This window comes from Centipeda felix (assembly GCF_900186465.1).
Classification (GTDB): Bacteria; Bacillota; Negativicutes; order Selenomonadales; family Selenomonadaceae; genus Centipeda; species Centipeda felix.
The window spans coordinates 170,223-192,372 of record NZ_LT891959.1 but is presented as its reverse complement, the minus strand read 5'-3'; the positions used below and the strand labels follow the sequence as shown (position 1 = coordinate 192,372).

General features: G+C 51.6%; 28 protein-coding genes. 23 read left to right on the top strand and 5 right to left on the bottom strand.

Features of this window, described 5'->3' with window-relative positions:
• Positions 1–4 precede the first annotated feature (4 nt).
• From C1713_RS08385 to C1713_RS08325, 13 genes are all read left to right on the top strand, one after another.
• The gene (locus tag C1713_RS08385) at positions 5–1,099 is read left to right on the top strand and encodes an alpha/beta hydrolase (RefSeq protein ID WP_009442351.1); all 1,095 of its coding nucleotides are present in this window, start codon (positions 5–7) and stop codon (positions 1,097–1,099) included.
• 70 nt (positions 1,100–1,169) lie between these two features.
• Positions 1,170–1,550: a carboxylesterase family protein gene (locus tag C1713_RS08380; RefSeq protein ID WP_338063645.1), complete on the top strand. Its 381-nt coding sequence runs from the start codon at positions 1,170–1,172 to the stop codon at positions 1,548–1,550.
• Between the two features lie 48 nt (positions 1,551–1,598).
• Positions 1,599–2,252: a flavodoxin gene (locus C1713_RS08375; RefSeq protein WP_006689646.1), complete on the top strand. Its 654-nt coding sequence runs from the start codon at positions 1,599–1,601 to the stop codon at positions 2,250–2,252.
• Positions 2,253–2,264: 12 nt separating this feature from the next.
• Complete coding sequence (locus C1713_RS08370) at positions 2,265–3,122, top strand: aldo/keto reductase (protein WP_006689645.1); 858 nt, start codon at positions 2,265–2,267, stop codon at positions 3,120–3,122.
• Positions 3,123–3,141: 19 nt separating this feature from the next.
• Positions 3,142–4,155, top strand: coding sequence for an alpha/beta hydrolase (locus C1713_RS08365; RefSeq protein ID WP_170950807.1), 1,014 nt, complete (start codon positions 3,142–3,144; stop codon positions 4,153–4,155).
• Positions 4,156–4,172: 17 nt separating this feature from the next.
• Positions 4,173–4,622: a flavodoxin family protein gene (locus tag C1713_RS08360; RefSeq protein WP_006689641.1), complete on the top strand. Its 450-nt coding sequence runs from the start codon at positions 4,173–4,175 to the stop codon at positions 4,620–4,622.
• A 309-nt stretch (positions 4,623–4,931) separates the two neighbouring features.
• Positions 4,932–5,756 carry a helix-turn-helix domain-containing protein gene (locus C1713_RS08355; protein WP_138774483.1) on the top strand — a complete coding sequence of 275 codons (825 nt, stop codon included), beginning with the start codon at positions 4,932–4,934 and terminating at the stop codon, positions 5,754–5,756.
• 15 nt (positions 5,757–5,771) lie between these two features.
• A complete protein-coding gene (locus C1713_RS08350; RefSeq protein WP_037349552.1) occupies positions 5,772–5,978 on the top strand; it encodes a hypothetical protein in 207 nt (68 codons plus the stop codon).
• Positions 5,979–6,364: 386 nt separating this feature from the next.
• On the top strand, positions 6,365–6,955 hold the full coding sequence (locus C1713_RS08345) for a hypothetical protein (RefSeq protein WP_102493628.1): 591 nt from the start codon (positions 6,365–6,367) through the stop codon (positions 6,953–6,955).
• A 258-nt stretch (positions 6,956–7,213) separates the two neighbouring features.
• The gene (locus C1713_RS08340) at positions 7,214–7,471 is read left to right on the top strand and encodes a hypothetical protein (RefSeq protein ID WP_245871067.1); all 258 of its coding nucleotides are present in this window, start codon (positions 7,214–7,216) and stop codon (positions 7,469–7,471) included.
• Positions 7,471–8,598: a DUF2800 domain-containing protein gene (locus tag C1713_RS08335; protein ID WP_102493627.1), complete on the top strand. Its 1,128-nt coding sequence runs from the start codon at positions 7,471–7,473 to the stop codon at positions 8,596–8,598. Before C1713_RS08340 ends, C1713_RS08335 begins: the two co-directional genes overlap by 1 nt.
• A 1-nt stretch (position 8,599) precedes the next feature.
• A complete protein-coding gene (locus C1713_RS08330) occupies positions 8,600–9,157 on the top strand; it encodes an ssDNA-binding protein (protein WP_102493626.1) in 558 nt (185 codons plus the stop codon).
• Between the two features lie 65 nt (positions 9,158–9,222).
• Positions 9,223–11,160 (top strand): DNA polymerase, encoded by a 1,938-nt coding sequence (locus tag C1713_RS08325; RefSeq protein ID WP_102493625.1) that lies wholly within the window; start codon positions 9,223–9,225, stop codon positions 11,158–11,160.
• 45 nt (positions 11,161–11,205) lie between these two features.
• Here C1713_RS08325 and C1713_RS08320 read toward each other — a convergent pair whose 3' ends face one another.
• The 3 genes from C1713_RS08320 to C1713_RS08310 form a co-directional block, all read right to left on the bottom strand.
• The gene (locus tag C1713_RS08320) at positions 11,206–12,042 is read right to left on the bottom strand and encodes a nucleotidyl transferase AbiEii/AbiGii toxin family protein (protein WP_245871065.1); all 837 of its coding nucleotides are present in this window, start codon (positions 12,040–12,042) and stop codon (positions 11,206–11,208) included.
• A complete protein-coding gene (locus C1713_RS08315; RefSeq protein ID WP_102493624.1) occupies positions 12,039–12,632 on the bottom strand; it encodes a type IV toxin-antitoxin system AbiEi family antitoxin domain-containing protein in 594 nt (197 codons plus the stop codon). Before C1713_RS08315 ends, C1713_RS08320 begins: the two co-directional genes overlap by 4 nt.
• Positions 12,633–12,749: 117 nt before the next feature.
• Positions 12,750–13,163 (bottom strand): peptide deformylase, encoded by a 414-nt coding sequence (locus C1713_RS08310; RefSeq protein WP_102493623.1) that lies wholly within the window; start codon positions 13,161–13,163, stop codon positions 12,750–12,752.
• A gap of 205 nt (positions 13,164–13,368) precedes the next feature.
• On the opposite strand from C1713_RS08310, the gene C1713_RS08305 reads away from it, so the two are divergent.
• From C1713_RS08305 to C1713_RS08275, 7 genes are all read left to right on the top strand, one after another.
• Positions 13,369–13,776 carry a DUF7768 domain-containing protein gene (locus C1713_RS08305; protein ID WP_102493622.1) on the top strand — a complete coding sequence of 136 codons (408 nt, stop codon included), beginning with the start codon at positions 13,369–13,371 and terminating at the stop codon, positions 13,774–13,776.
• Positions 13,773–16,052, top strand: coding sequence for a DNA primase family protein (locus C1713_RS08300; RefSeq protein ID WP_245871063.1), 2,280 nt, complete (start codon positions 13,773–13,775; stop codon positions 16,050–16,052). The genes C1713_RS08305 and C1713_RS08300 overlap by 4 nt, the downstream gene beginning before the upstream one ends.
• A 236-nt stretch (positions 16,053–16,288) precedes the next feature.
• Positions 16,289–16,561 carry a VRR-NUC domain-containing protein gene (locus C1713_RS08295; protein ID WP_102493620.1) on the top strand — a complete coding sequence of 91 codons (273 nt, stop codon included), beginning with the start codon at positions 16,289–16,291 and terminating at the stop codon, positions 16,559–16,561.
• Positions 16,551–17,915, top strand: coding sequence for a DEAD/DEAH box helicase (locus tag C1713_RS08290; RefSeq protein WP_102493619.1), 1,365 nt, complete (start codon positions 16,551–16,553; stop codon positions 17,913–17,915). Before C1713_RS08295 ends, C1713_RS08290 begins: the two co-directional genes overlap by 11 nt.
• Positions 17,905–18,117 (top strand): hypothetical protein, encoded by a 213-nt coding sequence (locus C1713_RS08285; RefSeq protein ID WP_102494056.1) that lies wholly within the window; start codon positions 17,905–17,907, stop codon positions 18,115–18,117. The genes C1713_RS08290 and C1713_RS08285 overlap by 11 nt, the downstream gene beginning before the upstream one ends.
• Complete coding sequence (locus C1713_RS08280; protein ID WP_245871060.1) at positions 18,114–18,554, top strand: hypothetical protein; 441 nt, start codon at positions 18,114–18,116, stop codon at positions 18,552–18,554. The genes C1713_RS08285 and C1713_RS08280 overlap by 4 nt, the downstream gene beginning before the upstream one ends.
• A 107-nt stretch (positions 18,555–18,661) precedes the next feature.
• Positions 18,662–19,015 (top strand): HNH endonuclease signature motif containing protein, encoded by a 354-nt coding sequence (locus C1713_RS08275; RefSeq protein WP_102493618.1) that lies wholly within the window; start codon positions 18,662–18,664, stop codon positions 19,013–19,015.
• A gap of 22 nt (positions 19,016–19,037) precedes the next feature.
• Here C1713_RS08275 and C1713_RS08270 read toward each other — a convergent pair whose 3' ends face one another.
• Positions 19,038–19,310 (bottom strand): type II toxin-antitoxin system RelE/ParE family toxin, encoded by a 273-nt coding sequence (locus C1713_RS08270; RefSeq protein ID WP_102493617.1) that lies wholly within the window; start codon positions 19,308–19,310, stop codon positions 19,038–19,040.
• On the bottom strand, positions 19,303–19,596 hold the full coding sequence (locus C1713_RS08265; RefSeq protein WP_102493616.1) for a type II toxin-antitoxin system RelB/DinJ family antitoxin: 294 nt from the start codon (positions 19,594–19,596) through the stop codon (positions 19,303–19,305). The genes C1713_RS08270 and C1713_RS08265 overlap by 8 nt, the downstream gene beginning before the upstream one ends.
• A gap of 175 nt (positions 19,597–19,771) precedes the next feature.
• Between C1713_RS08265 and C1713_RS08260 the strand changes: the two genes are divergently transcribed.
• From C1713_RS08260 to C1713_RS08250, 3 genes are read left to right on the top strand one after another with little or no spacing between them, the layout of a single operon-like run.
• Positions 19,772–20,332 (top strand): P27 family phage terminase small subunit, encoded by a 561-nt coding sequence (locus C1713_RS08260; RefSeq protein ID WP_102493615.1) that lies wholly within the window; start codon positions 19,772–19,774, stop codon positions 20,330–20,332.
• Positions 20,333–20,345: 13 nt separating this feature from the next.
• Positions 20,346–21,611 (top strand): site-specific DNA-methyltransferase, encoded by a 1,266-nt coding sequence (locus tag C1713_RS08255; protein ID WP_102493614.1) that lies wholly within the window; start codon positions 20,346–20,348, stop codon positions 21,609–21,611.
• Positions 21,611–22,150 (top strand): N-acetylmuramoyl-L-alanine amidase family protein, encoded by a 540-nt coding sequence (locus tag C1713_RS08250; protein WP_009438400.1) that lies wholly within the window; start codon positions 21,611–21,613, stop codon positions 22,148–22,150. Before C1713_RS08255 ends, C1713_RS08250 begins: the two co-directional genes overlap by 1 nt.

The following is a 22,150-nucleotide window of genomic DNA, read 5'->3' as shown; positions in this document are numbered from 1 at the left end:
ACCAATGAAAAAATCAATCATGAAATCAGCACTTTTGATGTCTCTCGGACTCTTTGCATTCGGGGGCGGCGGTGCCTCGGCGAGCGAGAGCAAGCGTCCGAACGAGAATCCGTTCGGGCTCGTCTATCAGGGCGCACTGACGGAGAATGTCACGGGCAAGGTGAACATCCGCCCCGTAACGTACGAAGTGGAGGGCATCGAGGTTGCCGCGAATCTCTACCTTCCCGCAGACTACGATGAAACGAGCGACAAGAAATATGCTGCCGTGACCGTGGCGCATCCCAACGGCGCGAGCAAGGAGCAGGTGGCAGGGCTGTATGCACAGCGACTGGCGGAGCTTGGATACATCGCCCTTGCCTGCGATGCACGCTATCAGGGCGCGAGCGGCGGCACGCCGAGACTGAGGGACTATCCCTCGAACCGCATCGAGGATGTCAGCGGCATGGTGGACTATCTGTCTCAGCTGCCGAAGGTGGACAAGACCCGCATCGGTGCGCTCGGCATTTGCGGCGGCGGCGGCTATACACTCGCGGCGGCGCAGACCGACAAGCGCATCAAGGCGGTTGCCGCGCTGTCGATGTTCAACTCCGGCAGGGTGCGTCGGAACGGTTTCCAGGATGCGGACATCAAGGGCATCCAGACACGTCTGCAAAAGGCAGCGGATGCACGGGAGAAGGAGCTCGCAGGGGAAATTGTCTATGAGGGATTCCTCCCGCCGAACGCCACCGATGAACAGCTCCGCGCCAAGATGGCGGAGCTTCCCGAAAACACGCTCTATCGCGACGGCATCGAATACTACGGCCTCTCCCACCGTCATCCGAACGCTACGGGAATCTACACCACCGAATCCTTTATGAAGCTCATGGCGTTTGATGTGGAGGATCGTATGGAGCTGATCAATCAGCCCCTCCTGATGATTGCAGGCGAGAAGGCGGACACCCTCTATATGACGAAGGATGCCTTTGCCAAGGCGACCGGCACGGAAAACAAAGAGCTTTTCCTGATTCCGAGCGCGAGCCACATCCGTACCTACTGGGTGCCTGAGTACGTGGATCAGGCGGTGGCGCAGCTCCAGATGTTCTACGCAAAGAATCTTTGATGGAATGAGATGATGTCAATGAAAAAGGGCAAGAGCTTTATCGCGGCGGCGACTATGTCGCTCGGCCTCACTGTCGGCTCCGCATGGGCAATGCCGCTTCCCCTCGGCACAGATATATCGGATCGCTTTCATGGGACGGTACACAAAAATGACCTCATTGCCACCGATGAGACATATGTCCTACCACACGGCAGAGATTCCCTTTGTATTTCACAACATTGACCGCGCGGAGAAAAGCATCGGCACAAGCGCGGAGGCAAAGAAAATCGAAGCGCAGATGAGCCGCGCTTGGATTAATTTCGCCCGCACGGGAAAACCCGAAGCGCCCGGCATGCCGAATTGGGATGCCTATACACTGCAAGGAGGCGCAACCATGATGTTTGACGCTGATACGAAGCTCGTACATCACCACGATGCAGAATTATTGAAACTGCTCGCACCTGCGCAATAGATTTGGCAAAGTAAACATATGGGAATCGAATGAAATGGAGGTCATGACATGAGAACCCTATTGACAATCCTGATGACGACGATGATGCTGCTGCTGACAGCGTGCGGCGGAGGCAATGCGCAAACGGGCGCAGATACTTCTGCACAGAAAGAAACACAGACGACAGCATCTGCACGAAGCGATCAGCGTGTCCTTGTCGTGTACTTCTCGCGCGCCGACGAAAACACAGGCGGTGTCGGCTACATCGAGAAGGGAAACACAAAGATTCTTGCAGAGATGATCGCCGAACGCACGCACGGTGACATCTTTGAAATCAAGACCGTCAAGCCGTATCCGAAGGAATACCGTCCCGCGACGGAAGCCGCCAAGCAAGAGAAGGAAGAAAACGCCCGTCCTGAAATCGTCGGCGAGCTGCCCGATCTCAGCAAGTACGATGTCGTCTTTCTCGGTTATCCGATCTGGTGGAGCGACATGCCGATGCCTGTCTACACCTTCCTCGATCGGGAGAATTTCGCGGGCAAGATCATCCTGCCGTTCTGCACACATGAAGGGAGCGGGCTCTCTGATACGCAGCGGTCGATTGCGGACGTGACAAAGGCGGATGTCAGGGAGGGCTTTGCACTCCAGGGACATATCGCGCAGAAGTCGCCCGAGGAGGCGCGGACGGCACTCTATGAATGGATGTCGAAACAAGGATATTAAGGAGGATTTCAAATGGCAGTGGAAAATGTAAAACTCAATAATGGTGTAATGATGCCGCTTGAGGGCTTCGGCGTGTTCCAGATTCCCGACCTTGCAGAGTGTGAGCGCGTGACCATCGAGGCGATTCGGCAGGGCTACCGCCTGATCGACACGGCGGCAGCATATCAGAACGAGGAGGCGGTGGGTGCGGCGATTGCAAAGTCGGGTGTGCCGCGTGAGGAACTGTTCATCACAACGAAGCTCTGGGTGCAGGATATCTCCTATGAGGCGGCGGGTACGGCGTTTGAGCGTTCCCTGCAAAAACTCGGGTTGGACTATCTCGATCTCTACCTCATTCATCAGCCGATGGGGGATTTCTTCGGCGCGTGGCGGCGGCTCGAGGAGCTGCACCGCGCGGGGAAGATTCGGGCGATCGGCGTGTCGAACTTCTATCCTGCCGTGCTTGCGAACTTCTGTGAGACGGTGGAGATAAAGCCAATGGTGAATCAGGTGGAGCTGCATCCGTTCTTTCAGCAGGAGGCGGCACTCGCGACGATGAAGGAGTACGGTGTCGTGCCGCAGGCATGGGGACCGCTCGCCGAGGGCAAACACGGCATCTTTACGCATCCCGTACTGACGAAGATCGGGGAGAAGTACGGAAAGACGGCGGCGCAGGTGGCACTCCGCTGGAATACGCAGCGTGGCGTGTCGATCCTGCCGAAGTCCGTGCGTGCTGAGCGCATCGCGGTAAATCTCGATATCTGGGACTTTGCGCTGAATGAGGCGGAGATGGCAGAGATCGCAAAACTCGACCTCGGGCACAGCGAGATCGTCAACCACGACGACCCTGCGTTTGTGAAATGGCTGCACGAGCGCAGGATTCACGATTGAGGCATAGCGAAGAATAGAAATGAGGGAACGTAGTGGTGACGGTATGCGGCTTTTCGTCTGCGGCATCATTGCAGCAGCGGCGGCTATGCTGTGCTTCGGCAGCTGTTTATCCTTTGCGCGGGAGGCAGAAAACATACAGACCGGCACCGATGCAGAGGAGGAGATGAGCGTGTTTTCAGCAGAGTCCTGCGTGGAGGATGTGGCAAGGGCACTCCTGTTTGCACCGTACGGTCGGCTGCTCTTTCCCGTACAGAGCGGGTACATGGATGGCGATACGCTCGGCAGTCTGCGCCTGGCATGGTATTCTCACATCTCGCCTGCGCGAACCGTGGCAGTTGTGAATCGGCTTGCGGCAGACGCAGCGGCGGGGCATCGGATTTTCTATCCGATCTACACAGAGGAGGAGATGCGGCGCGACCCCGCGAAGCGTGATACAGGGCTGTTTTTCTTTCGTGGGCGAACGGGAGCGCCTGTCGCCGTCGTGAGTGCGGGCGGCGGATTTGCCTATGTGGGGGCGATGCAGGACAGTTTTCCACATGCGCTCGTCCTCTCTGAGCGCGGAGTGAACGCCTTTGCACTGATCTATCGACCGCGTGCGCAGACGGCGTGCGAAGATCTTTCACGCGCGGTTGCCTTTCTCCACGAACATGCGGCAGAACTGGGCGTTGACATGCGTGGTTACTCCCTCTGGGGCGGCTCGGCGGGAGCGCGTATGGCAGCGTGGGTCGGTTCGCATGGAACGGAGGCGTTTGGACAGCGTTCATATCCGCGTCCTGCCGCCGTCATTATGCAGTATACGGACTTGTCGGAGGTCTATGGTACAGAGCCGCCGACATACAGCTGTGTCGGGACGGCCGATGGCATTGCCTCATGGCAGACGATGCAGCGGCGTACACAGGCGATCCGCAGAAACGGACAGGCGGCAGAGATCGAAGTGTTTAAAGGTCTGCCGCATGGCTTCGGGCTTGGTGAGGGCACTGCTGCCGAAGGATGGCTGAACCGTGCCGCAGATTTTTGGATAGCACAAAGATAAAATGAGGAGGCAACGGTATGAATATACTGTTTATCAACGGCAGTCCGAACAGAGACGGAAATACGGCAGCTCTTGCAGCGAGGTTTCTGCAAGGGCACACCTATGAGACGCTGAATCTTACGGACTATCGGATCAATGTTTATGGACAGGAGCTGCCAGGCGATCAATTCTCTGAGGTGCTTGAAAAAGTGCGGGCGGCGGATTTTATCGTCATCGGTTCGCCGCTTTATTGGCACAATATCTGTGGCGCTGTGCGCAATCTGCTGGATCGATTCTACGGTCCTGTCGAGGCGGGGAGTCTTCACGGGCAGATTGCCTTCCTTTTCCAAGGTGCAGCACCTGAGAAGTGGATGCTGGAGGCGGGCGAATACACAATGCGCCGTTTTGCTGATCTCTACGGATTGACGTATCTCGGCATGGTGACATCGGTACGCGAGGCAGATGTGCTTGCGGCGAAGATCGGCTAAGAATATTTTAGAATCAAAAACCTCGGACTGAGAATAGGCAGTCCGAGGTTTTTACATAAGAACTCCGTTGCGGTGCTCCATTTCATGTTGACTGATTTATGTCGTAAAGCTGAAGAGAAATGTCAACTTTATTTGCATAACAGCAGTTTTTTGATGAATGTGAGTAGGAATATTATTTATAGGAGTATCCTGGATGATAATATAGAAAATGTTGTAGAGTTAATCATGTGACAAAGTCTGTTGACGAAAATATAAAATCAATAAAAACAGTTGACGAGTACATAAATATCTGATAAAATGAGATCACAATTGAAAGAGGTGACAAAAATGCCAACAGATTTCGATAGAACTTTGTTTTTTGACAATATCTCCTATTTGATAAAGAAGCATGATCTAAAAATAGGTGAGATTGAGAACAGTGCAGGAGTTAGTGCCGGATATATTTCTCGTGCCAGCAAGGACGAAAAGTCAAAGCCGGGGGTCGAGTTTGTAATGAAGATCGCAGAGTTGCTGCAGATCAATGTCGACACTTTACTGCGGGCAGATTTGACAAACGCTACGCCGACCGAGAAGTATCTTATGTCGTTTTTGGGCAAGCTAAATAGTGACACTGTATCAGATAGTCTTAACTGGGTACGGGAATCGAAAGAGGAATTAAATCGACTGCAGGAAGATCAATATGGTGATACTGGGCATCCATTATTCAAATTACGTACGTACGATGCATCAAATGATTACGATGAATCAGTCGGAGAAGTTACTCAGGTTGTCTTCGCGTCTCATAACTTTGATTGCAATACGGGGATACATAAGGATTGTTATTCCTTACGAATGAAGAACGGTACACTTTTACATCTAATGAATATCTGTAAAACATACTCATCTTTTTCAGATCCTGATACCTTTGCCATAGAAATCTGGATGACCTCGCCGGGACAGGAACCTCAGTTCCTTTGCGATAATAAGGGAGAAGCTACGATTTCTCGCCTTATTGATGGCTTATATACAACCGTCAGTGAGAACATGAGACATCCAAAAATTGACAAGAACATACGATACGTCATTGATGCATTCATGCAGAATGACTTGGAAGATGATCCCCCAGTGTTCGACGAAGATGATATCCCCTTTTGAGGAGGTTCGTAGTGTATGAAGATACAAATTCGTAGCCTATGCAGCGACTGTGCCAATCCTCCACGCTTCTGCGATGCAATCCTTGAAGAGGATGAGCAAATTTATCTGGTTCGCAAGGATCAGAAAACAAATCGGTATGTCAAAATCCTTTGGGAGGATGTCGTTTACCAAGTGAATAAATTGAAACCACGAAACATGAAGCTACCGCAACATGCCCCGTAAATAACGTGGAGCTAACCGCCGGAGTTATCTGATTCAGCCATAAGGCTAAATGGATAACTCCGGCGGTTTTTTATTTGTCAAAAACTCGCGGCCTTCAATTGTAATTAAGGTAGGAGAGGGGAAGTCTTTTTGAGGAGGAGAGAATAATGAGGTCGTAAATTCTTATATCAAGTGATTCAGTTTAAAACCTCAAAGCCTTGAGATGGCCATTAAAGGCGGCGGGAACATACGAAGACCACATTGCAAAAAAATGCAATGAATACGGCACTTCGATGTCCCACCGTTTACCGCTATGTCCATTTTTAGGTAATTGCGGCCGGTGTACGTCAAGTGCATCGGCCTTCGTTGTATCCCGCTGACCTTGTCTTGTCAGAAAGGATACGACGATGAAAGAATTTATTTTAATGGAAGTCACTGCTGAGACAATTCGTGATTATGGTATTTTCCGCAATGAAGTTGAGTGGTGTCGGATCGGTAATCGTAGGGTACAGGCCGTGAAAGTCTTAGCTACATACGAGGTCTTCACGTTCTATAAACGTTCAGTATTACGTGAACAACAGCAAGAATGTCGAGCAAAGTATTCGTGTATATACAAGAATCGCAAGAATATGTGCGACCACAACTGCGAGAGTTGTACACATCCTGTGTACCGAGAATCGTGGGTTGGTGTTGTGAAAGAAGAAATATTCATTTCAGAGTCGCTGGAGACTACTTGCATAAAGAGGCTGCTGATTGAAGCACTCATCACTGAAGTCAATAAGCTTGCTCCGATGGATCAGCTCCTCCTTAAATTAATTGGCGAAGCTGTGTCGGAACGTGAGATTGCAAGAATTATGGGTGGGAGATCAAAGACGGCTATCCACAAGAGGAAAGAAAAACTCTTCGTGATGCTCCGAAAAAAACTTGAAAATACGGTGACCATTAAGCCCCGTTCTGTCTGCACCCTAGTGAAAGGGGGAAAGCAGAATGTGAGGTAAAACTCACAGTTGATTTTCCGGCGATTAGACAGATTGCCGTCAATTCCGAGAAACGGAATCAGTTGAAAGGTGGTACTGAAAGCAAACATCTGAGATTTTCAAAAAATATTTTGAAATAAGGTGACCAAATGATCACATTCTGTCTGCACCCTAGTGAAAGGGGGGAAGCAGAATGTGAGTTAAAATTCACAGCTAATCTTCTGGCAATCAGACAGATTGCCAAACTGCCGAAAGAAATTCTGTTTATGAAAGGGACTAATGAATATGATTCATGTGAACGAAATCTCCAAAATGCTGCGTGAGGCAGCAGATGCACTTGAAGCTGCAATCCCGCAGCTTGAAAAACCAAACGAAGGTGTGCGGCTCGAAGATGTCCGTATTGTTCTCGTCCGTAAGAGTACGGAGGGAAAACGCGAGGCGGTCAAGGATCTTATCACAAAGTATGGAGCGGAGCGTCTGAGCGACATCTCGCCCGATGCCTTCGTTGCTCTTCTCCGGGAAGCGGAGGCACTCTGATGGGGGCGCACGCACTGCTCTCACCGTCGGCGGCGCATCGGTGGATACGCTGTCCACCGTCTGCTTGCCTTGAGCGCGAGTTTCCATCTTCGTGGAGCGAAGCCGCCGCTGAAGGGACAGCGGCGCATGCGCTCTGTGAGCACAAGCTGCGTAAGTTTCTAAAACTGCGCAGCAAACGACCGCACTCGGATTTCGAGGACGATGAGATGGACCGCTGTTCCGATGCGTATGTTTCATTCGTGCAGGAGCAGATGGGAGACATCCCGTCCCCGATGGTGCTGGTTGAGCAGCGGCTCGATCTCACACGCTATGTCCCGGAAGCATTCGGGACGGCGGACTGCATCATTGTCGGCGGGGATATGCTCCATGTCATTGACTTCAAGTATGGCATGGGCATGCTTGTGGAGGCGGAGCACAATCCGCAGATGATGCTCTACGCGCTCGGTGCATTGGAACTTCTCGACGGAATCTATGATATCCAGACGATCTCCATGAGCATCTTCCAACCACGCAGGGAGAATGTATGCACATGGTCACTCCCCAAAGAAGAGCTTCTGCGTTGGGCGAGGGACGATCTTGTGGAGAAAGCGCGTCTCGCCTATATGGGTGAGGGAGAATACCGCGCCGGCGAATGGTGTACATTCTGCCGTGCAGCTGTTCGGTGCAGGGCGCGTGCGGAGGAGAAACTACGGCTTGCCAAAGAGGAGTTCAAGTATCCACCGCTTATTACGGACGAGGAGATTGAGGACGTTCTCGGAGAAATCCCGGAACTCATCAAGTGGGCAAATGCCATCCTCGCCTATGCGACGGATGCGGCGGTCAACCACGGCAAGGTGTGGATGGGCTTCAAGATTGTGGAGGGGCGTTCCGTCCGCAGGTATAAGGATGAGGATGTCGTTGCAAGGGAGGCAGAATCGGCAGGGTATACGGACATCTTCGATAAGAAACTCATTTCACTGACCCAGATGGAAAGGTTGATGGGAAAGAAAGCATTTACAGATATTCTTGACGGTCTTATCGAAAAGCCGCCCGGAAAGCCGACCCTCGTCCCGATATCGGACAAGCGTCCGGCGATTCATACAGGCAGTGCTCAGTCAGAATTCACAGCGATTACGGAGGTACATTAACATGACAATGAAAAACAACAACACGAAGGTTATCACGGGCAAGGTTCGTCTCTCCTATGCACATGTGTGGGAGCCGGTATCCATCAATGGCGGCGAGGAGAAATACTCCGTCAGCCTTATCATTCCGAAATCGGACACCAAGACGATCAAGGACATTCAAGCGGCGGTGGATGCTGCCATCGACGCAGGACTCGGCAAGTTCGGTGGAAAGAAGCCGAACAAGGCCTCGATCAAGCTGCCGCTGCGCGACGGCGATGTTGAGCGTCCCGATGACGAAAACTACAAGGATGCATACTTCATCAATGCAAATGCGCGGACGGCTCCGCAGATCGTGAACCGGAAGGTGCAGCCAATTTTGGATCGTGATGAGGTATACTCCGGGTGCTATGCACGTGTGAGCATTACGCTCTATGCATTCAACTCCAACGGGAACAAGGGCATCGCCTGCGGACTCGGGAACATCCAGAAACTCGAGGATGGCGACCCCCTCGGCGGGCGTTCATCGGCAGCATCGGATTTTGAGAGCCTTGACGGCGATGACGAGGATTTCCTCAGCTGACCAATCGGATTTTGCAGGAATGGGCGGCGGCGTAAGCCGCTGCCTGTTTTTATGGGAGAAGATAGATGAAATCCATCAGTATCGATATTGAGACATTTTCAAGCGTACCGCTTGCCAAGGCGGGCGTATATAAGTATGCGGAATCGGAGGATTTTGAAATCCTGTTGTTCGGATATTCTGTGGATAGAGGAGAAGTGCAGATTGTGGATCTTGCGAATGGGGAAGAGATCCCGAAAGAGATTCTTGCGGCACTGACGGATGAGTTTGTAAGGAAATGGACATTCAATGCCATGTTTGAGCGTGTGTGCCTTTCACGACATCTAGGCATTCACCTGAAACCAAACGCATGGCGTTGCTCGATGATCTGGGCGGCGACACTTGGATTGCCGTTATCTCTAAAAGACGTAGGGGCTGTGCTGCGGCTTGATCGGCAGAAGTTGGAGGAGGGGAAAGACCTCATACGGTATTTCTGTGTCCCGTGCAAGGCGACCAAGAGCAACGGCGGCAGGACACGCAATCTTCCTATGGACGCCTCGGAAAAGTGGGAACTGTTTAAGGCATACAACAAACGAGACGTGGAAACGGAGATGGAAATTCAAGCACGGCTACAGAAATTTCCCGTATCGGAGAGTGAGTGGGAGAACTACGTCATCGACCAAGAAATCAATGACCGTGGGATTTTGGTAGACACCACATTTGTCACACAGGCGATCTGCTGCGATGAGCGGAGCAAGGCGGTCTGCCTTGAACGGGCGCAGAATCTCACGGATCTTGAGAACCCGAACTCTCCGCTTCAGCTTATGGACTGGCTGCACGGGAAAGGACTCTCGGTGGAATCTCTTGCAAAGAGTGAAGTGACCAAAATGCTTAAAACAGCAACGGGAAATGTGCGGGAGGTATTGGAACTGCGGCAGCAACTATCCAAGACAAGCGTCAAGAAGTATATGGCAATGGAAGCGGTCACGGGAGCGGATCACCGTGCGCGTGGATTGTTCCAGTTTTACGGTGCAAACAGAACGGGGCGCTTCGCGGGGCGACTCATTCAATTACAGAATCTGCCCCAAAACCATCTCACGCAGCTGAAGGAGGTTCGCACACTTGTCAAAGACGGTGATTTCGACCTTCTGGATATGCTCTATGACAGTACCTCGGATGTGCTCTCTCAGCTTATTCGTACCTCATTTGTTCCACGGTCCGGTTGCCGCTTCATTGTCGCCGACTACGCTGCCATCGAAGCAAGAGTCCTCGCATGGCTTGCGGGGGAGCAGTGGGTGCTCGACGTGTTTCGAGAGAATGGGGACATTTACTGCGAAACGGCATCTCGGATGTTTCACTGCAAGGTTGAAAAGCATGGCGAGAATGGAGATCTGCGCCAGAAAGGGAAACAGGCGGTTTTGAGTTGTGGATACGGCGGCTCCGTTGGCGCTCTTATTGCGATGGGTGCAGTCGAGTCCGGCATGAAGGAGGAGGAGCTTCAGCCTCTTGTGGATTTGTGGCGTGCATCGAATCCACATATCGTGCAATTCTGGTGGGATGTGGATCGTGCCGTCAAGACCTGTGTGAAACGACGCGTTGAAGTAGAAACACATGGCATTCGTTGTGCATATAAGAGCGGCGTTTTGTTTATACGATTGCCGAGTGGAAGAGAGCTTTCGTATGCAAAGCCGCGCATCGGAGCAAACAGATTCGGTGGAGAATCCGTCACCTATGAAGGTCTCGGTATGACGAAGAAGTGGGAGCGGATTGAAACTTTCGGTGGGAAACTCGTTGAGAACATCACACAGGCGACGGCGCGAGATCTGCTTGTTTTTGCAATGAAACAGCTTCGAAACAGGGGATTTGACATTGTGATGCACATTCATGATGAAATCGTGCTCGAAGTGCCGCATGGAGTCTCCTCGGTTGAAGAGATATGCTCCATCATGGCAGAGAATCCACCGTGGGCGAAGGGGCTGCCGCTCAAAGCGGACGGGTATGAGTGTGAGTACTATCGGAAAGACTGAAAAAGCGGTATCTGCCTGACTGACAGATGCCGCTTGCTTTTCGGTTCAACGAAGTGAATCCATAATCTTGATAATGGTTTCGCAGGCCGAGGAAAATTCGACTTCTCTCGCATATTCATAATCGCGCTGATATGTTTTCCAGTGTTGCTGCATTGCACTGCTCTTTACAATCTGCCCCATGATACTGTGATACTGCGGGATTAGGTCACCGGAATTGCGCTTTTGCGCAGTTTCGGACAGTGCTTTATGTAAAGTGTCACGATCAATCTCATGTCCTTTCAGCTTGCTGAGGATGAAAATGTCATAGTAATCTCTTGGACGTGTGTTTTGGTCGCCGCGAGAGATTACCGTCTCCAATTTTTCGGCGAGAATCGTCTCAAGATTGTACGCAAAAATCTCCAACGTATCGTCGCTGAACATCATCGGATAGTTGTATTCGATTGCTTCAGGGGTGATCTTATCGCCGGTTGTAATGTCCAGTTTCAGTGGAACTCTCATAGGGGGGAAGTTTGCGGTCAGTGAGATGCGGTATCCACCGTAGGCATCGTTTTTTCGGATTTTTCCTACACCTTGGAAGCTGAAGCTTATATTATCGTCGATGGGGATGGAGATGATTTCCTCGAACATTGTTTTTATGCTGTTCTCGTTCATGGGATGATTTCGGATGGTGGCGTCCATATCCATTGTGGCACGCGAATGAAGACCAACCATTGAGGCGATCAACAGTCCGCCTTTGAGGATGAAGTTCCCTTGATATTTTGAACGAGAGATGCGCTCCAACAGGCGTTCCAACATATAGTTTTGCATCACAAGCTGGGCAGGAATGTGCTTTTCCTTTGCCATTTTGCTGATGGCCGCTTTTAACTGCATGGCATTCTTCAAAGCAGGACCTCCAAATACGTCCGTATTTTTTTCTCTACGCCGAGACGCTGCGCATACTCGGAGAGCAGAGGAATTTTTTTTTGCGGACTGTCCATGTAGCGTTTGAACGCCTCTGCGGTGATCTGAATATCAGCAGCGTGGTGTGGGCGCAGAATGTCGCAGAGTGTCCGTTCTATCGAGTAGCAGTGCACCGAATTGCCGGCAGGAGATTTTATCTCTGTTATGCCGAGTGCATACCGTTCCGCCTTCACCTGTGCGCAGTGAACGCCTTCCTTTTTCGGATTCGCCAGATTGTAGTTCGTTGGGAAGGTCATATGGTAGGCGATCGGCGTTCGATCCGTCAGATCCCAGAGGAAGAGAGCTGTTTCGTGTGAAAAGATGCCACGTTTGAATCGTGTTTGCAAATTGAGAAACTCATCCTCCCATATCTCGGGCAGTGTGTATACCCCACGGGCGGGACGGAGCAACTGTCCCCGTTTGACGAGATGCGCCAACATGCTGCGGGATATGCCGGAAGACACAGCTTTTGCTGTTGTCAGCATACCATTATTTTGATGGATGAGGTTCATAATAGTCGTTTGCTGCGTCATGTGAACCACCTCCTATAAACTTTCTTGCTTGTATTATATATATAAACAAGCAAGAAAGTCAATAAAGTATCAATGAAGCTGAAACCCTCGGACTGCCATAAACGCAGCCCGAGGGTTTCATATCAAGACGCCATTGCAGTGGTCAATCTCATGTTGAATAATCTGTGCCGTAAATCCTGAGAACTTGTTTTTCTGTTTGCGGAACTTTATATCACGGTATACGACTTCAACCCATTCATGCCGCAGCGTTTTTCTCTGTCCAGGGAGGGACAGGCATCCTTCCTCTGCTTCATATTGCTCCGAGGAGGATTTTACAATCTCCGGATTCAGCATAACAAGATGAGATTTTCCAACGCATACAGCGATGATGCGTTTCTTCTCTCCGATCATGTTGGCAGCAAGTCCGACGCAATGTCCGACGTGGGCTTTGAGTGTGTCGAGCAGATCGTTTGCAATAGAAAGATCGGATTTCACAGCTTCCTCCGATGGCTGCCCGAGAAACATGGCATCTTTGACGATAGGTCGTACCATCTGTCTCCTCCTTTATTCGTTTTAATATTCGCGTACATAAACAAGTTTTCCTGCAAACATCTATGAAGGAATCCGAAGCATATGTATTTATCAAAATAAATTTGATTGAAAAAACTTTTAAGAAATGGTGACCACTTCCCCTTTTTCTGTCTGCACTCTTATGAAAAGGGGATGTGATTTCCCCGTGATTAAAAAGGAGAAATTTATGCAGCATTTCAACGAATCACACTATCTGGATCCGACGGCGGGGGCGGCAATGAGGACTCTCGAGAGGGAGATGAATGCCGCTTTCCCAATCATCTACATCTGTTCGGCATATCGCAACAATCCGCGCGTCAATGTCATGCGGGCACGGGAGTATTGCCGCTTTGCCGTAAGGCGTGGGGGCATTCCACTTGCTCCGCATCTTCTGTTTCCGCAGTTTATGTCCGAAACGCAGGATCGCGAACTTGTCATCCGCATGAACTTTGCCCTCCTGCGTCAGTGCAAGGAACTCTGGGCGTTCGGTACGGAAATTACCGAGGGAATGCAGATGGAGATTGCAAAGGCAAGATCACTCTGCATTCCGGTGCGCTACTACAACACCAAGTGCGAGGAGGTCGTATGGGGATGACCATCGACGAACTCAAAGCTCAGAAAATCTGGATCTGCTGGAACTATGCCATGCAGAATGGCAATCGCACAAAGAAGCCCTGTGCCGCAGACGGCGGTATCACGGGATCGAATCATGCATTTCGGGCAAGTTGGGTGACGTTCGAGGAAGCTCAATGTGCGGCAGAGGCATCGTCCTACGGTGGTGTCGGCTTCATTATCCCCAAGGGAATGTACTTCTTGGACATTGACCACAGGGACGAAGCGGATGCGATGGTGCAGCTGCAGATCCGCAGACATGACACCTATGCCGAGAAGTCCGTCAGCGGAAACGGCATCCACATCTATGGCTGCTGTGATTATGACCGCATCCCGAAAACAAAGGACAAGGACGGCAAGGAAAAACTCGATCCGAAATTCTACGTCAAAAATCCGCACAACAAAATGGAACTCTACGTCGGAGGGCTGACCAACCGTTTTGCGGTATTCACGGGTGATGTATTCCACGATGCACCTCTTAACGATGGGACGGAAGCCGTACTTACCACACTCAGGAAGGATATGCTGCGCAAGCAGCCTGTGAACTACCGTCCAAATGAGGACGGCGACCGTGCCATCTTCGACATTGTTTGTTCTTTGCGAAAAGCGAAGAATGGTGGGAAGTTTGCGCGGCTCTTTGACCGTGGCGACATCTCGGAGTACGGCAGTGCCTCGGAAGCGGATGCCGCCCTCTGTGCTCTGATTGCTTTCCGGACGGGTGATGATGCAGCTCTGATTGATGCCGTCTTTCGCCAATCCGCGCTTTACCGCCGTAAGTGGGAGCGCGAGGACTACAAGGCAGCAACGATCCGCGTCGGCGTGGAAGCCTGTCACGGCGTGTTTCATGCATCGGTGATGGATCACCCGGATTTTATTCACTTCAACACCAAAGGACAGCCGGTCATCAGCTGTCCGGCTCTTGCGGATTACATTCGGCAGCACCTCCATTACATTTTCGTTCGGGACAGTGCACGGCACGGCGTGCTGCGCTATGTCTACGAGGGCGGCGTGTACCGCCTATACGCCGACGATATGCTCAAAGGACTCATCAAGAACTGCATCGCATCCTACGATCCTGAGATGATCGAGATGCGTAAGGTAGACGAGACGTTCCGCATTCTCACAACGGATCTGGACTACATCAAGGATTCCGACCTCAATGCCGACGAGGACATCATCAATTTTCAGAACGGGGTTTTGCACCTTTCGACAATGGAGCTGACCGAGCACAGCGCAGACATTCTATCTACTATACAAATCCCATGCGAATGGCCTCGTGAGGAGATTGCGACACCTGTGTTCGATGCATTCATGCAGACACTCACGGATGGGGAGACCGAGATTGAGCATCTCTTGCTTGAATTTATTGGTGCCTGTCTGTCCAACGTCAAAGGCTGGCGTATGAAGAAGGCGCTCTTTATGTACGGCGCAGGGGATACGGGAAAATCCCGCCTCAAATGTCTGGTGGAGCAGCTGCTTGGCAGGGGGAACTATGTCGGCATTGATCTTCGTGAGATTGAGGCACGGTTCGGCACGGGGTTGATCTACGGAATGCGCCTTGCGGGCAGCTCGGATATGAGCTTCATCACCGTGGATGAACTCAAGACCTTCAAGAAATGCACGGGCGGAGACAGCATCTTCGCGGAATTCAAGGGACAGAACGGATTCGAGTTCACTTTCAACGGACTGTTCTGGTTCTGCATGAATCAGCTGCCGCGCTTCGGCGGCGATGACGGGCAGTGGGTGCATGACCGTATCATGCAGGTACATTGCAAAAATGCCATTCCCATCGACAAGCAGGACAGATTTCTCGGAGAAAAACTCTATGCCGAGCGCGACGGGATCGTCCGCAAAGCCGTCCATGCGCTACGTTCGGTCATCCAAAACGGCTACCGCTTTACGGAACCGCAGTCGGTTCTGTCGGCAAGAGAGGAATACATGGTCGAGAACAACTCCGTACTTGCCTTCCATGCAGAGTGCATGATGAAACGTCCCGAGGGTGCAAAATGCAGCGAGGTCACAACGGGCAAGGTCTATCGCATCTATCAGGCATGGTGCAGGGACAACAACAACGGCTTTGCCAAGACTGCACGGGAGTTCAGAACCACACTGGCTCGGTATTACAAGACAGATTTCAGCTCAATGACCATACGTCGAAGTTACGGAAATGTCTATCGGGATCTCCTGCTGACCCCGGAAGCACTTCAGGAATATACAGGCTTTTGGAGTTCACCCGAAGATGATTTTTTTAAAGACTAAGATGCAGGTTGTGGCAGTGCGGTGAGTAAAAACCCACAAGGGTATCACCGTACTCCGCCCTTGTGGTTTTTGGGGATACAGACCTTTGGTGACAGAAGTGATACTTCTTATACCCTTTATATAGAGGGACAGAGAAAAGAGTGAAGAGTATAGGATATATAAATATATATTATATATATAGTATAGGCGGTGACACACACCACTATCACATGAAATCGGGAAAGCGAGGAATCTCAATGCGTGAATCGGATTTGGAGAAATTCACTAGGTTATACATAAAATTACACGGCGGACTTGCACTGAAGTTCATATCTCCGGGACATGCGGGTGTACCGGATCGGCTTGTGCTCATGCCGGGCGGCAAGATGTGCTTTATGGAACTTAAGGCTCCGGGCAGGAAAACGCGTCCATTGCAGGTGAGACGTATCGAGCAGCTGCGTGCGCTCGGATTCAAGGTCTATGTGGTCGATGGGAAAGAAGAAATCGGAGGAATTATCAATGCGCTATGAACCGCATTTTTATCAGACATACGCCAAGGATTTTATCCTGCATCACAAGGAAGCCGCGATTTTCTTGGATTGTGGGCTTGGGAAGACAGTCGTCACGCTTACGGCAATCGAAGAACTCCTGCATGACTTCTTTGAGATCGGTAAAGTGCTCGTTATCGCTCCGCTGCGCGTAGCACGTGACACATGGCCGTCGGAGATCGCAAAATGGGAGCATACGAGAAACATCTGCGTCTCTGTGGTTATGGGAACACCGAGGGAACGGACGGCGGCACTCATGCAGCATGCGGATGTGTATATTATCAACCGAGAAAATGTAAAGTGGTTGATCGAAGAGAGCGGCGCGGTGTTGGATTTTGATATGATCGTCATTGATGAACTCTCATCGTTCAAATCTCATCAGGCGAAAAGGTTCCGTGCACTCTTGAAGCTGCGTCCCTCGGTTAAGCGGATTGTGGGGCTGACGGGAACACCGTCGGCAAACGGACTCATGGATCTCTGGGCTGAGTTTCGTCTTCTGGATATGGGCAAGCGGCTCGGCAGATTCATCTCCCATTACCGCAATGACTTCTTCCTTCCCGACAAACGGAATCAACAGATGGTGTTCAGCTACAAGCCGCGCGAGGGTGCAGAGGATGAAATCTACCGCCGGATTGAGGACATTACGATTTCCATGCGTTCCAAGGATTATCTCAAAATGCCGCAGCTCATTTCAAATAGCATGCGTGTCTCTATGGATGAGCATGAGCGGGAACTCTATGACCGAATGAAGCGGGACATGGTGGTTTCCCTTGGTACTGCGGAGATTGATGCCGTCAGTGCGGCGGCACTTTCCGGGAAACTCCTCCAGATGGCGAACGGAGCGGTCTATACGGAGGACGGAAAATCCGTCCACCTGCACGACCGTAAAATGGATGCGCTAGAGGATCTTGTCGAGAGTGCGAACGGGAAGCCCGTACTCGTCGCGTATTGGTATCGCCATGACCTTGAGCGAATCAAGGATAGACTGTCCGTTCGAGAGATTCGGTTGAGTGCAGATATTGCGGAATGGAATACGGGCAAAATCCCAATCGCAGTGATTCATCCCGCAAGTGCGGGACATGGACTCAACCTTCAGTTCGGCGGTTCGACGCTCATCTGGTTTGGTCTGACGTGGAGTTTGGAACTCTACCAACAGACCAATGCGCGTCTCTATCGGCAGGGACAGACGGGGACTGTGGTTATCCACCATATCATCACGGCAGGGACGATTGATGAGAATGTTATGCAGGCACTTGAACGCAAGGACAAGACTCAGACGGCTCTGATTGATGCCGTCAAAGCGAATCTGGAGGTGGCATCCCATGATGAACTGTGAGGTTCTTGCCAATGCAATCATCGAACAGGCGGCAAAGGATTATCGCTGGGCGCGGACGGTTCTTCGCAAAGCGGCAGAGAATGTCGAGGCGATAACGATGCGCAGCGACACGGAGCGGTTCTTCCGTTCGGCATGGTTTGGTCAGTTGACGAGTATAAACAGAGAGTGGCTTCTCCAACAGTTAGAGGGGGAATTTGTGTGACAGGAAAGGAATATCTCAGTCAGGCATGGAACATTGACAATGAAATCCAGAGTATGTTGGAGGAGGTCTCAGTTCTTCGCAGTATGGCAGAAAAGACTACTGCCGTCATTACGGGAATGCCGAGCAATGCAACGAGGAACACGTCGCAGCTTTCCGATACCATTGCAAAAATCATCGAACGTGAAGAAAAGATTGACGCTGAAATTGATCGGCTCGTCGATCTGCGCTCCGAAATCTACGAAACGATACAGCAGGTGGAGGACAAAGAAGCACGGCGTGTCCTGTATCTCCGTTATATGGGTTACCGTTCGTGGGCGGAGATTGCGACGGAGATGAAACTTGGTCTTCGTCAAATCTACCGTCTGCATGGCGTTGGACTGAAAAATATTTCTCCGATGTCACTAAATGTCACTAAATGGCAGTCGATGTCGTCTTGATGTCACTACCTTGACAGTGATATGATAGACTCAGCAAGAATAGGATATGGAATCAGCCTTCTCGGAGAAGCAATTCTCTGTGAGGGCTTTTTTGATGGAGAAACGCAATGCCGAGAAAGCCGAAACGTCCCTGCCGAATGACGGGCTGTCCGAACCTTACGGATCGAAAGAGCTGTTACTGTGAGGCGCACGAAAAAGTTATGCAGCGACACTATGACCACTTCACACGCGGCTACGATCAGCACGCGAGATATGGCAGCGCGTGGCGCAGGATTCGTGACCGATATTTGGCAGGGCATCCGCTCTGTGAGCAGTGCAAGGAGCAAGGCAGATATGTCCTTGCGACGCTTGTGCATCACATTCAATCGATTTCGGAGGGCGGCACACATGACGAGAGCAATTTGATGTCGCTCTGCGTATCGTGTCATGAGCGGATTCACCGGCGGAGAACACCAAAATAAAAAGCCGACTCCAATGAATCGGCTAGAAGAGATCGATATGCGAGCCCGTGCGGGAAGCGGTCAGAATCAGTTTCCCTTTGTCGATGGCGTACACAAGTAACCAGTCCGGCATGATGTGGCATTCACGAAAACCAATGTAATCGCCAACCAGAGCATGATCCCGATACCTTTCGGAGAGTTGTTTTTCCGCGCAGAGCATTTGCAGGACATCATCCAGCTTTTGCATATCTGCTCCACGTTTACGCAGCTTCTTTAAATCCTTGCGGAACTGCGTGGTGGTGACGAGATCAAGCATGAGCATCCTCCGCATCCAGATCATCCATCAGTGCGGACAGCGACGGATAACGCTTCGGCTCGATTTTGCCATCCATGATGTCGCGCGCTTCCTGCATGGCAAGAAGCGTTTCCCTGTTATAACGGGGCTGTTTCGGTTGGAAGGGGAAGCCTCCCTCCATGATGGATGCGTGCAGAAAGATGTTAATGGCGTCGGTAATGGAGATACCGAAACTGGAAAAAACGGTTTCAGCTTGCGCTTTGATTGTCGGCTCAATGCGCATATTGATTGTTGCAGTCTTGGACATGATGCATAACCTCCTTTTGCTTATTGTAACGCGAAAGTGAAGCAAATGCAATACGTTCTTATCCCCCATAGGGGGCGGTCAAATCTCTAAAACCGCGCCATTACTGGACCGGGGAGGGGGCGCACGCACAAAAACGTCGGTTCAAACAGGGTATTAATGGAAAGGGGGCAAGAAGATGGCGCGTGATGGAACAAATCGCGGAGGACGGCGCATCCGCGCGGGAGATAAACCCGAACCACTCGCAGACAAGATTGCGGGCGGGCGCACGGCGCACATCATGGAGTTTCCCATGACAGAACTGGATGGAACAGACCTTGTGGATGTCGCCGATCTCTACGGCGAGGAAATGCCAACCCCGAGTGAGTTCCTGTCGGCACGGCAGCGCAACGGCAAGCCGCTCGGTGCAGATGAGATTTTCCGTGAGACATGGCTGTGGCTGAAAGAGCGCGGCTGTGAGCGGCTCGTGAATCCACGGCTCATTGAAAGCTACGCGCAGGCATTTGCCCGCTTCATCCAGTGCGAGGAGGCAATGAGTCAATACGGGCTCATCGGCAAGCATCCGACCACAGGAGGGGCGATTGCAAGCCCCTTTGTCCAGATGGGGCAGGCATTCCAGAAGCAGTCCAATCTGCTCTGGTATGAGATATTCGACATCGTAAAGCAGAACTGCACCACCACATTCGTCGGTTCTCCGCAGGAGGATCGGATGGAACGGCTTCTGCGTTCGAGGAAGTAAGGAGGAAAGTCATTTGAATAAAACAACATCGGAGATGAAGCTAGTTCCAATCAGCAAGCTCGTCCCGTATGCCAACAATGCACGGACGCACTCGCCCGAACAGATCAACAAGCTGCGCGGAAGTCTACGCGAGTTCGGATTCGTCAGTCCCGTCATCATCGACAAGGACTATGGCATTCTCGCAGGACACGGACGTGTTGCGGCAGCGCGGGCGGAGGGGATAGAGAGCGTTCCCTGTGTCTTTGTCGATCATCTGACCGAGGCTCAGAAGAAAGCGTACATCCTCGCAGACAACCGCTTCGCACTTGACGCGGGCTGGGATGAAGATATGCTGCGCGTTGAGATGGAAGCCCTGCAGGGGATGGACTACGACATCTCACTCACAGGCTTCGACGAAGCCGAGATTGCCGACCTGCTCTCACTGGATGACGGTGATGCGCAGGAAGATGACTTCGACGTGGATGCAGAACTCGCAAAGCCTTGTGTCGCTCGGTCGGGTGATGTGTGGCATCTCGGCAAGCACCGTGTTATCTGTGGCGATTCCACACTGCCGGAGACATATGAGCGGCTGCTCGGCAGTGAGAAAGTCAACCTTGTCTGCACGGACCCGCCGTACATGATCCAGCTTGAAAGCACGTCCGGGAAGATCAAGAACGATGATCTGAATGACAAGGACGCCTACGAGTTCCTCAAATCTGCCTTTATCGCCTTTCACTCGGCGATGGCGACGGACGCATCCATCTACGTTTTCTACGCAACAGCAAAAGCCCGCATCTTTCATGACGCTTATGAGGATGCGGGCTTTAAAGTTGGTGCGGGACTCGTTTGGAAGAAAGACCGCCTTGTCCTCACACGGACGGACTGGAAATACATCCACGAGCCAATCATCTGGGGATGGAGGAAGGACGGACGGCATAGGTGGTACGGCGATCAGAAGCAGACCACTGTCTTTGCATTCGATCGCATCAAGGACTCGAAGAAGGACGGATGCGGACATCCGTCCTCGAAGCCCGTTCCGCTCATCGCGTATCTCGTCAAGCAGTGTACACAGACGAATGGTATCGTTCTCGACGGATTCCTTGGTTCGGCATCGACACTGATTGCCTGTGAGCAGTTGAACCGTATCTGCTACGGCGTGGAACTTGAGCCGAAATTCGTGGATGTCGCTGTCGAGCGATACATTCAGAGCAAAGGCGGGAATGCCGAAGATGTGTTTTTGGAACGTGACGGTGAGCGCATTCCGTATGCGGATGTGTTAAAAGCGAAGGAGGAATCGTGATGCGTGTGTTTTTGAATCCGGGTCATGCACCGAACGGGAATCCAGATCCCGGTGCGTTTGGGTATGGGCTGCGAGAGTGTGATGTGGCAAAGAACGTCGCTGACCTTGTTGCGGGCTATCTGAGTGCCGCAGGTGTCGAGGTGGTCGGCAACTTGCAGTCCGATAGTCTGCATGAGGTCGTATCGGCCTCCAACCGTGTGGATGCCGATGTGTTTGTCTCCATTCACTGCAACGCCTGTAACGGCACGGCAAACGGAACGGAGGTCTGGCACTACTACGGAAGCGGAGAGGGAGAGAAACTGGCACAGTGCATCCAGAATCAGATTGTGGATGCACTCGGAACCGTGGATCGCGGCGTGAAGGGGGCAAAGCCCGGTGTCAACGGTCTGTACGTTCTGAGCAACACCGATGCGGTCGCTGTGCTCGTGGAACTTGCGTTTATCGACCATGCGGGTGACGCAGAGCTTCTGCGTTCGCAGCAGGATGAATTTGCCCGCGCCATTGCGCGTGGGGTAACGGACTATGAAGGAGAGTGTTGA

What these genes read in the sequence shown, in the direction of transcription:
- C1713_RS08385 (WP_009442351.1), top strand. Translation starts at nt 5, where the DNA reads ATGAAAAAATCAATCATGAAATCAGCACTTTTGATGTCTCTCGGACTC.
- C1713_RS08375 (WP_006689646.1), top strand. Translation starts at nt 1,599, where the DNA reads ATGAGAACCCTATTGACAATCCTGATGACGACGATGATGCTGCTGCTG.
- C1713_RS08370 (WP_006689645.1), top strand. Translation starts at nt 2,265, where the DNA reads ATGGCAGTGGAAAATGTAAAACTCAATAATGGTGTAATGATGCCGCTT.
- C1713_RS08365 (WP_170950807.1), top strand. Translation starts at nt 3,142, where the DNA reads ATGAGGGAACGTAGTGGTGACGGTATGCGGCTTTTCGTCTGCGGCATC.
- C1713_RS08360 (WP_006689641.1), top strand. Translation starts at nt 4,173, where the DNA reads ATGAATATACTGTTTATCAACGGCAGTCCGAACAGAGACGGAAATACG.
- C1713_RS08350 (WP_037349552.1), top strand. Translation starts at nt 5,772, where the DNA reads ATGAAGATACAAATTCGTAGCCTATGCAGCGACTGTGCCAATCCTCCA.
- C1713_RS08345 (WP_102493628.1), top strand. Translation starts at nt 6,365, where the DNA reads ATGAAAGAATTTATTTTAATGGAAGTCACTGCTGAGACAATTCGTGAT.
- C1713_RS08340 (WP_245871067.1), top strand. Translation starts at nt 7,214, where the DNA reads ATGAATATGATTCATGTGAACGAAATCTCCAAAATGCTGCGTGAGGCA.
- C1713_RS08335 (WP_102493627.1), top strand. Translation starts at nt 7,471, where the DNA reads ATGGGGGCGCACGCACTGCTCTCACCGTCGGCGGCGCATCGGTGGATA.
- C1713_RS08330 (WP_102493626.1), top strand. Translation starts at nt 8,600, where the DNA reads ATGACAATGAAAAACAACAACACGAAGGTTATCACGGGCAAGGTTCGT.
- C1713_RS08325 (WP_102493625.1), top strand. Translation starts at nt 9,223, where the DNA reads ATGAAATCCATCAGTATCGATATTGAGACATTTTCAAGCGTACCGCTT.
- C1713_RS08315 (WP_102493624.1), bottom strand. Translation starts at nt 12,632, where the DNA reads ATGACGCAGCAAACGACTATTATGAACCTCATCCATCAAAATAATGGT.
- C1713_RS08310 (WP_102493623.1), bottom strand. Translation starts at nt 13,163, where the DNA reads ATGGTACGACCTATCGTCAAAGATGCCATGTTTCTCGGGCAGCCATCG.
- C1713_RS08305 (WP_102493622.1), top strand. Translation starts at nt 13,369, where the DNA reads ATGCAGCATTTCAACGAATCACACTATCTGGATCCGACGGCGGGGGCG.
- C1713_RS08300 (WP_245871063.1), top strand. Translation starts at nt 13,773, where the DNA reads ATGACCATCGACGAACTCAAAGCTCAGAAAATCTGGATCTGCTGGAAC.
- C1713_RS08295 (WP_102493620.1), top strand. Translation starts at nt 16,289, where the DNA reads ATGCGTGAATCGGATTTGGAGAAATTCACTAGGTTATACATAAAATTA.
- C1713_RS08290 (WP_102493619.1), top strand. Translation starts at nt 16,551, where the DNA reads ATGCGCTATGAACCGCATTTTTATCAGACATACGCCAAGGATTTTATC.
- C1713_RS08285 (WP_102494056.1), top strand. Translation starts at nt 17,905, where the DNA reads ATGAACTGTGAGGTTCTTGCCAATGCAATCATCGAACAGGCGGCAAAG.
- C1713_RS08275 (WP_102493618.1), top strand. Translation starts at nt 18,662, where the DNA reads ATGCCGAGAAAGCCGAAACGTCCCTGCCGAATGACGGGCTGTCCGAAC.
- C1713_RS08270 (WP_102493617.1), bottom strand. Translation starts at nt 19,310, where the DNA reads ATGCTTGATCTCGTCACCACCACGCAGTTCCGCAAGGATTTAAAGAAG.
- C1713_RS08265 (WP_102493616.1), bottom strand. Translation starts at nt 19,596, where the DNA reads ATGTCCAAGACTGCAACAATCAATATGCGCATTGAGCCGACAATCAAA.
- C1713_RS08260 (WP_102493615.1), top strand. Translation starts at nt 19,772, where the DNA reads ATGGCGCGTGATGGAACAAATCGCGGAGGACGGCGCATCCGCGCGGGA.
- C1713_RS08250 (WP_009438400.1), top strand. Translation starts at nt 21,611, where the DNA reads ATGCGTGTGTTTTTGAATCCGGGTCATGCACCGAACGGGAATCCAGAT.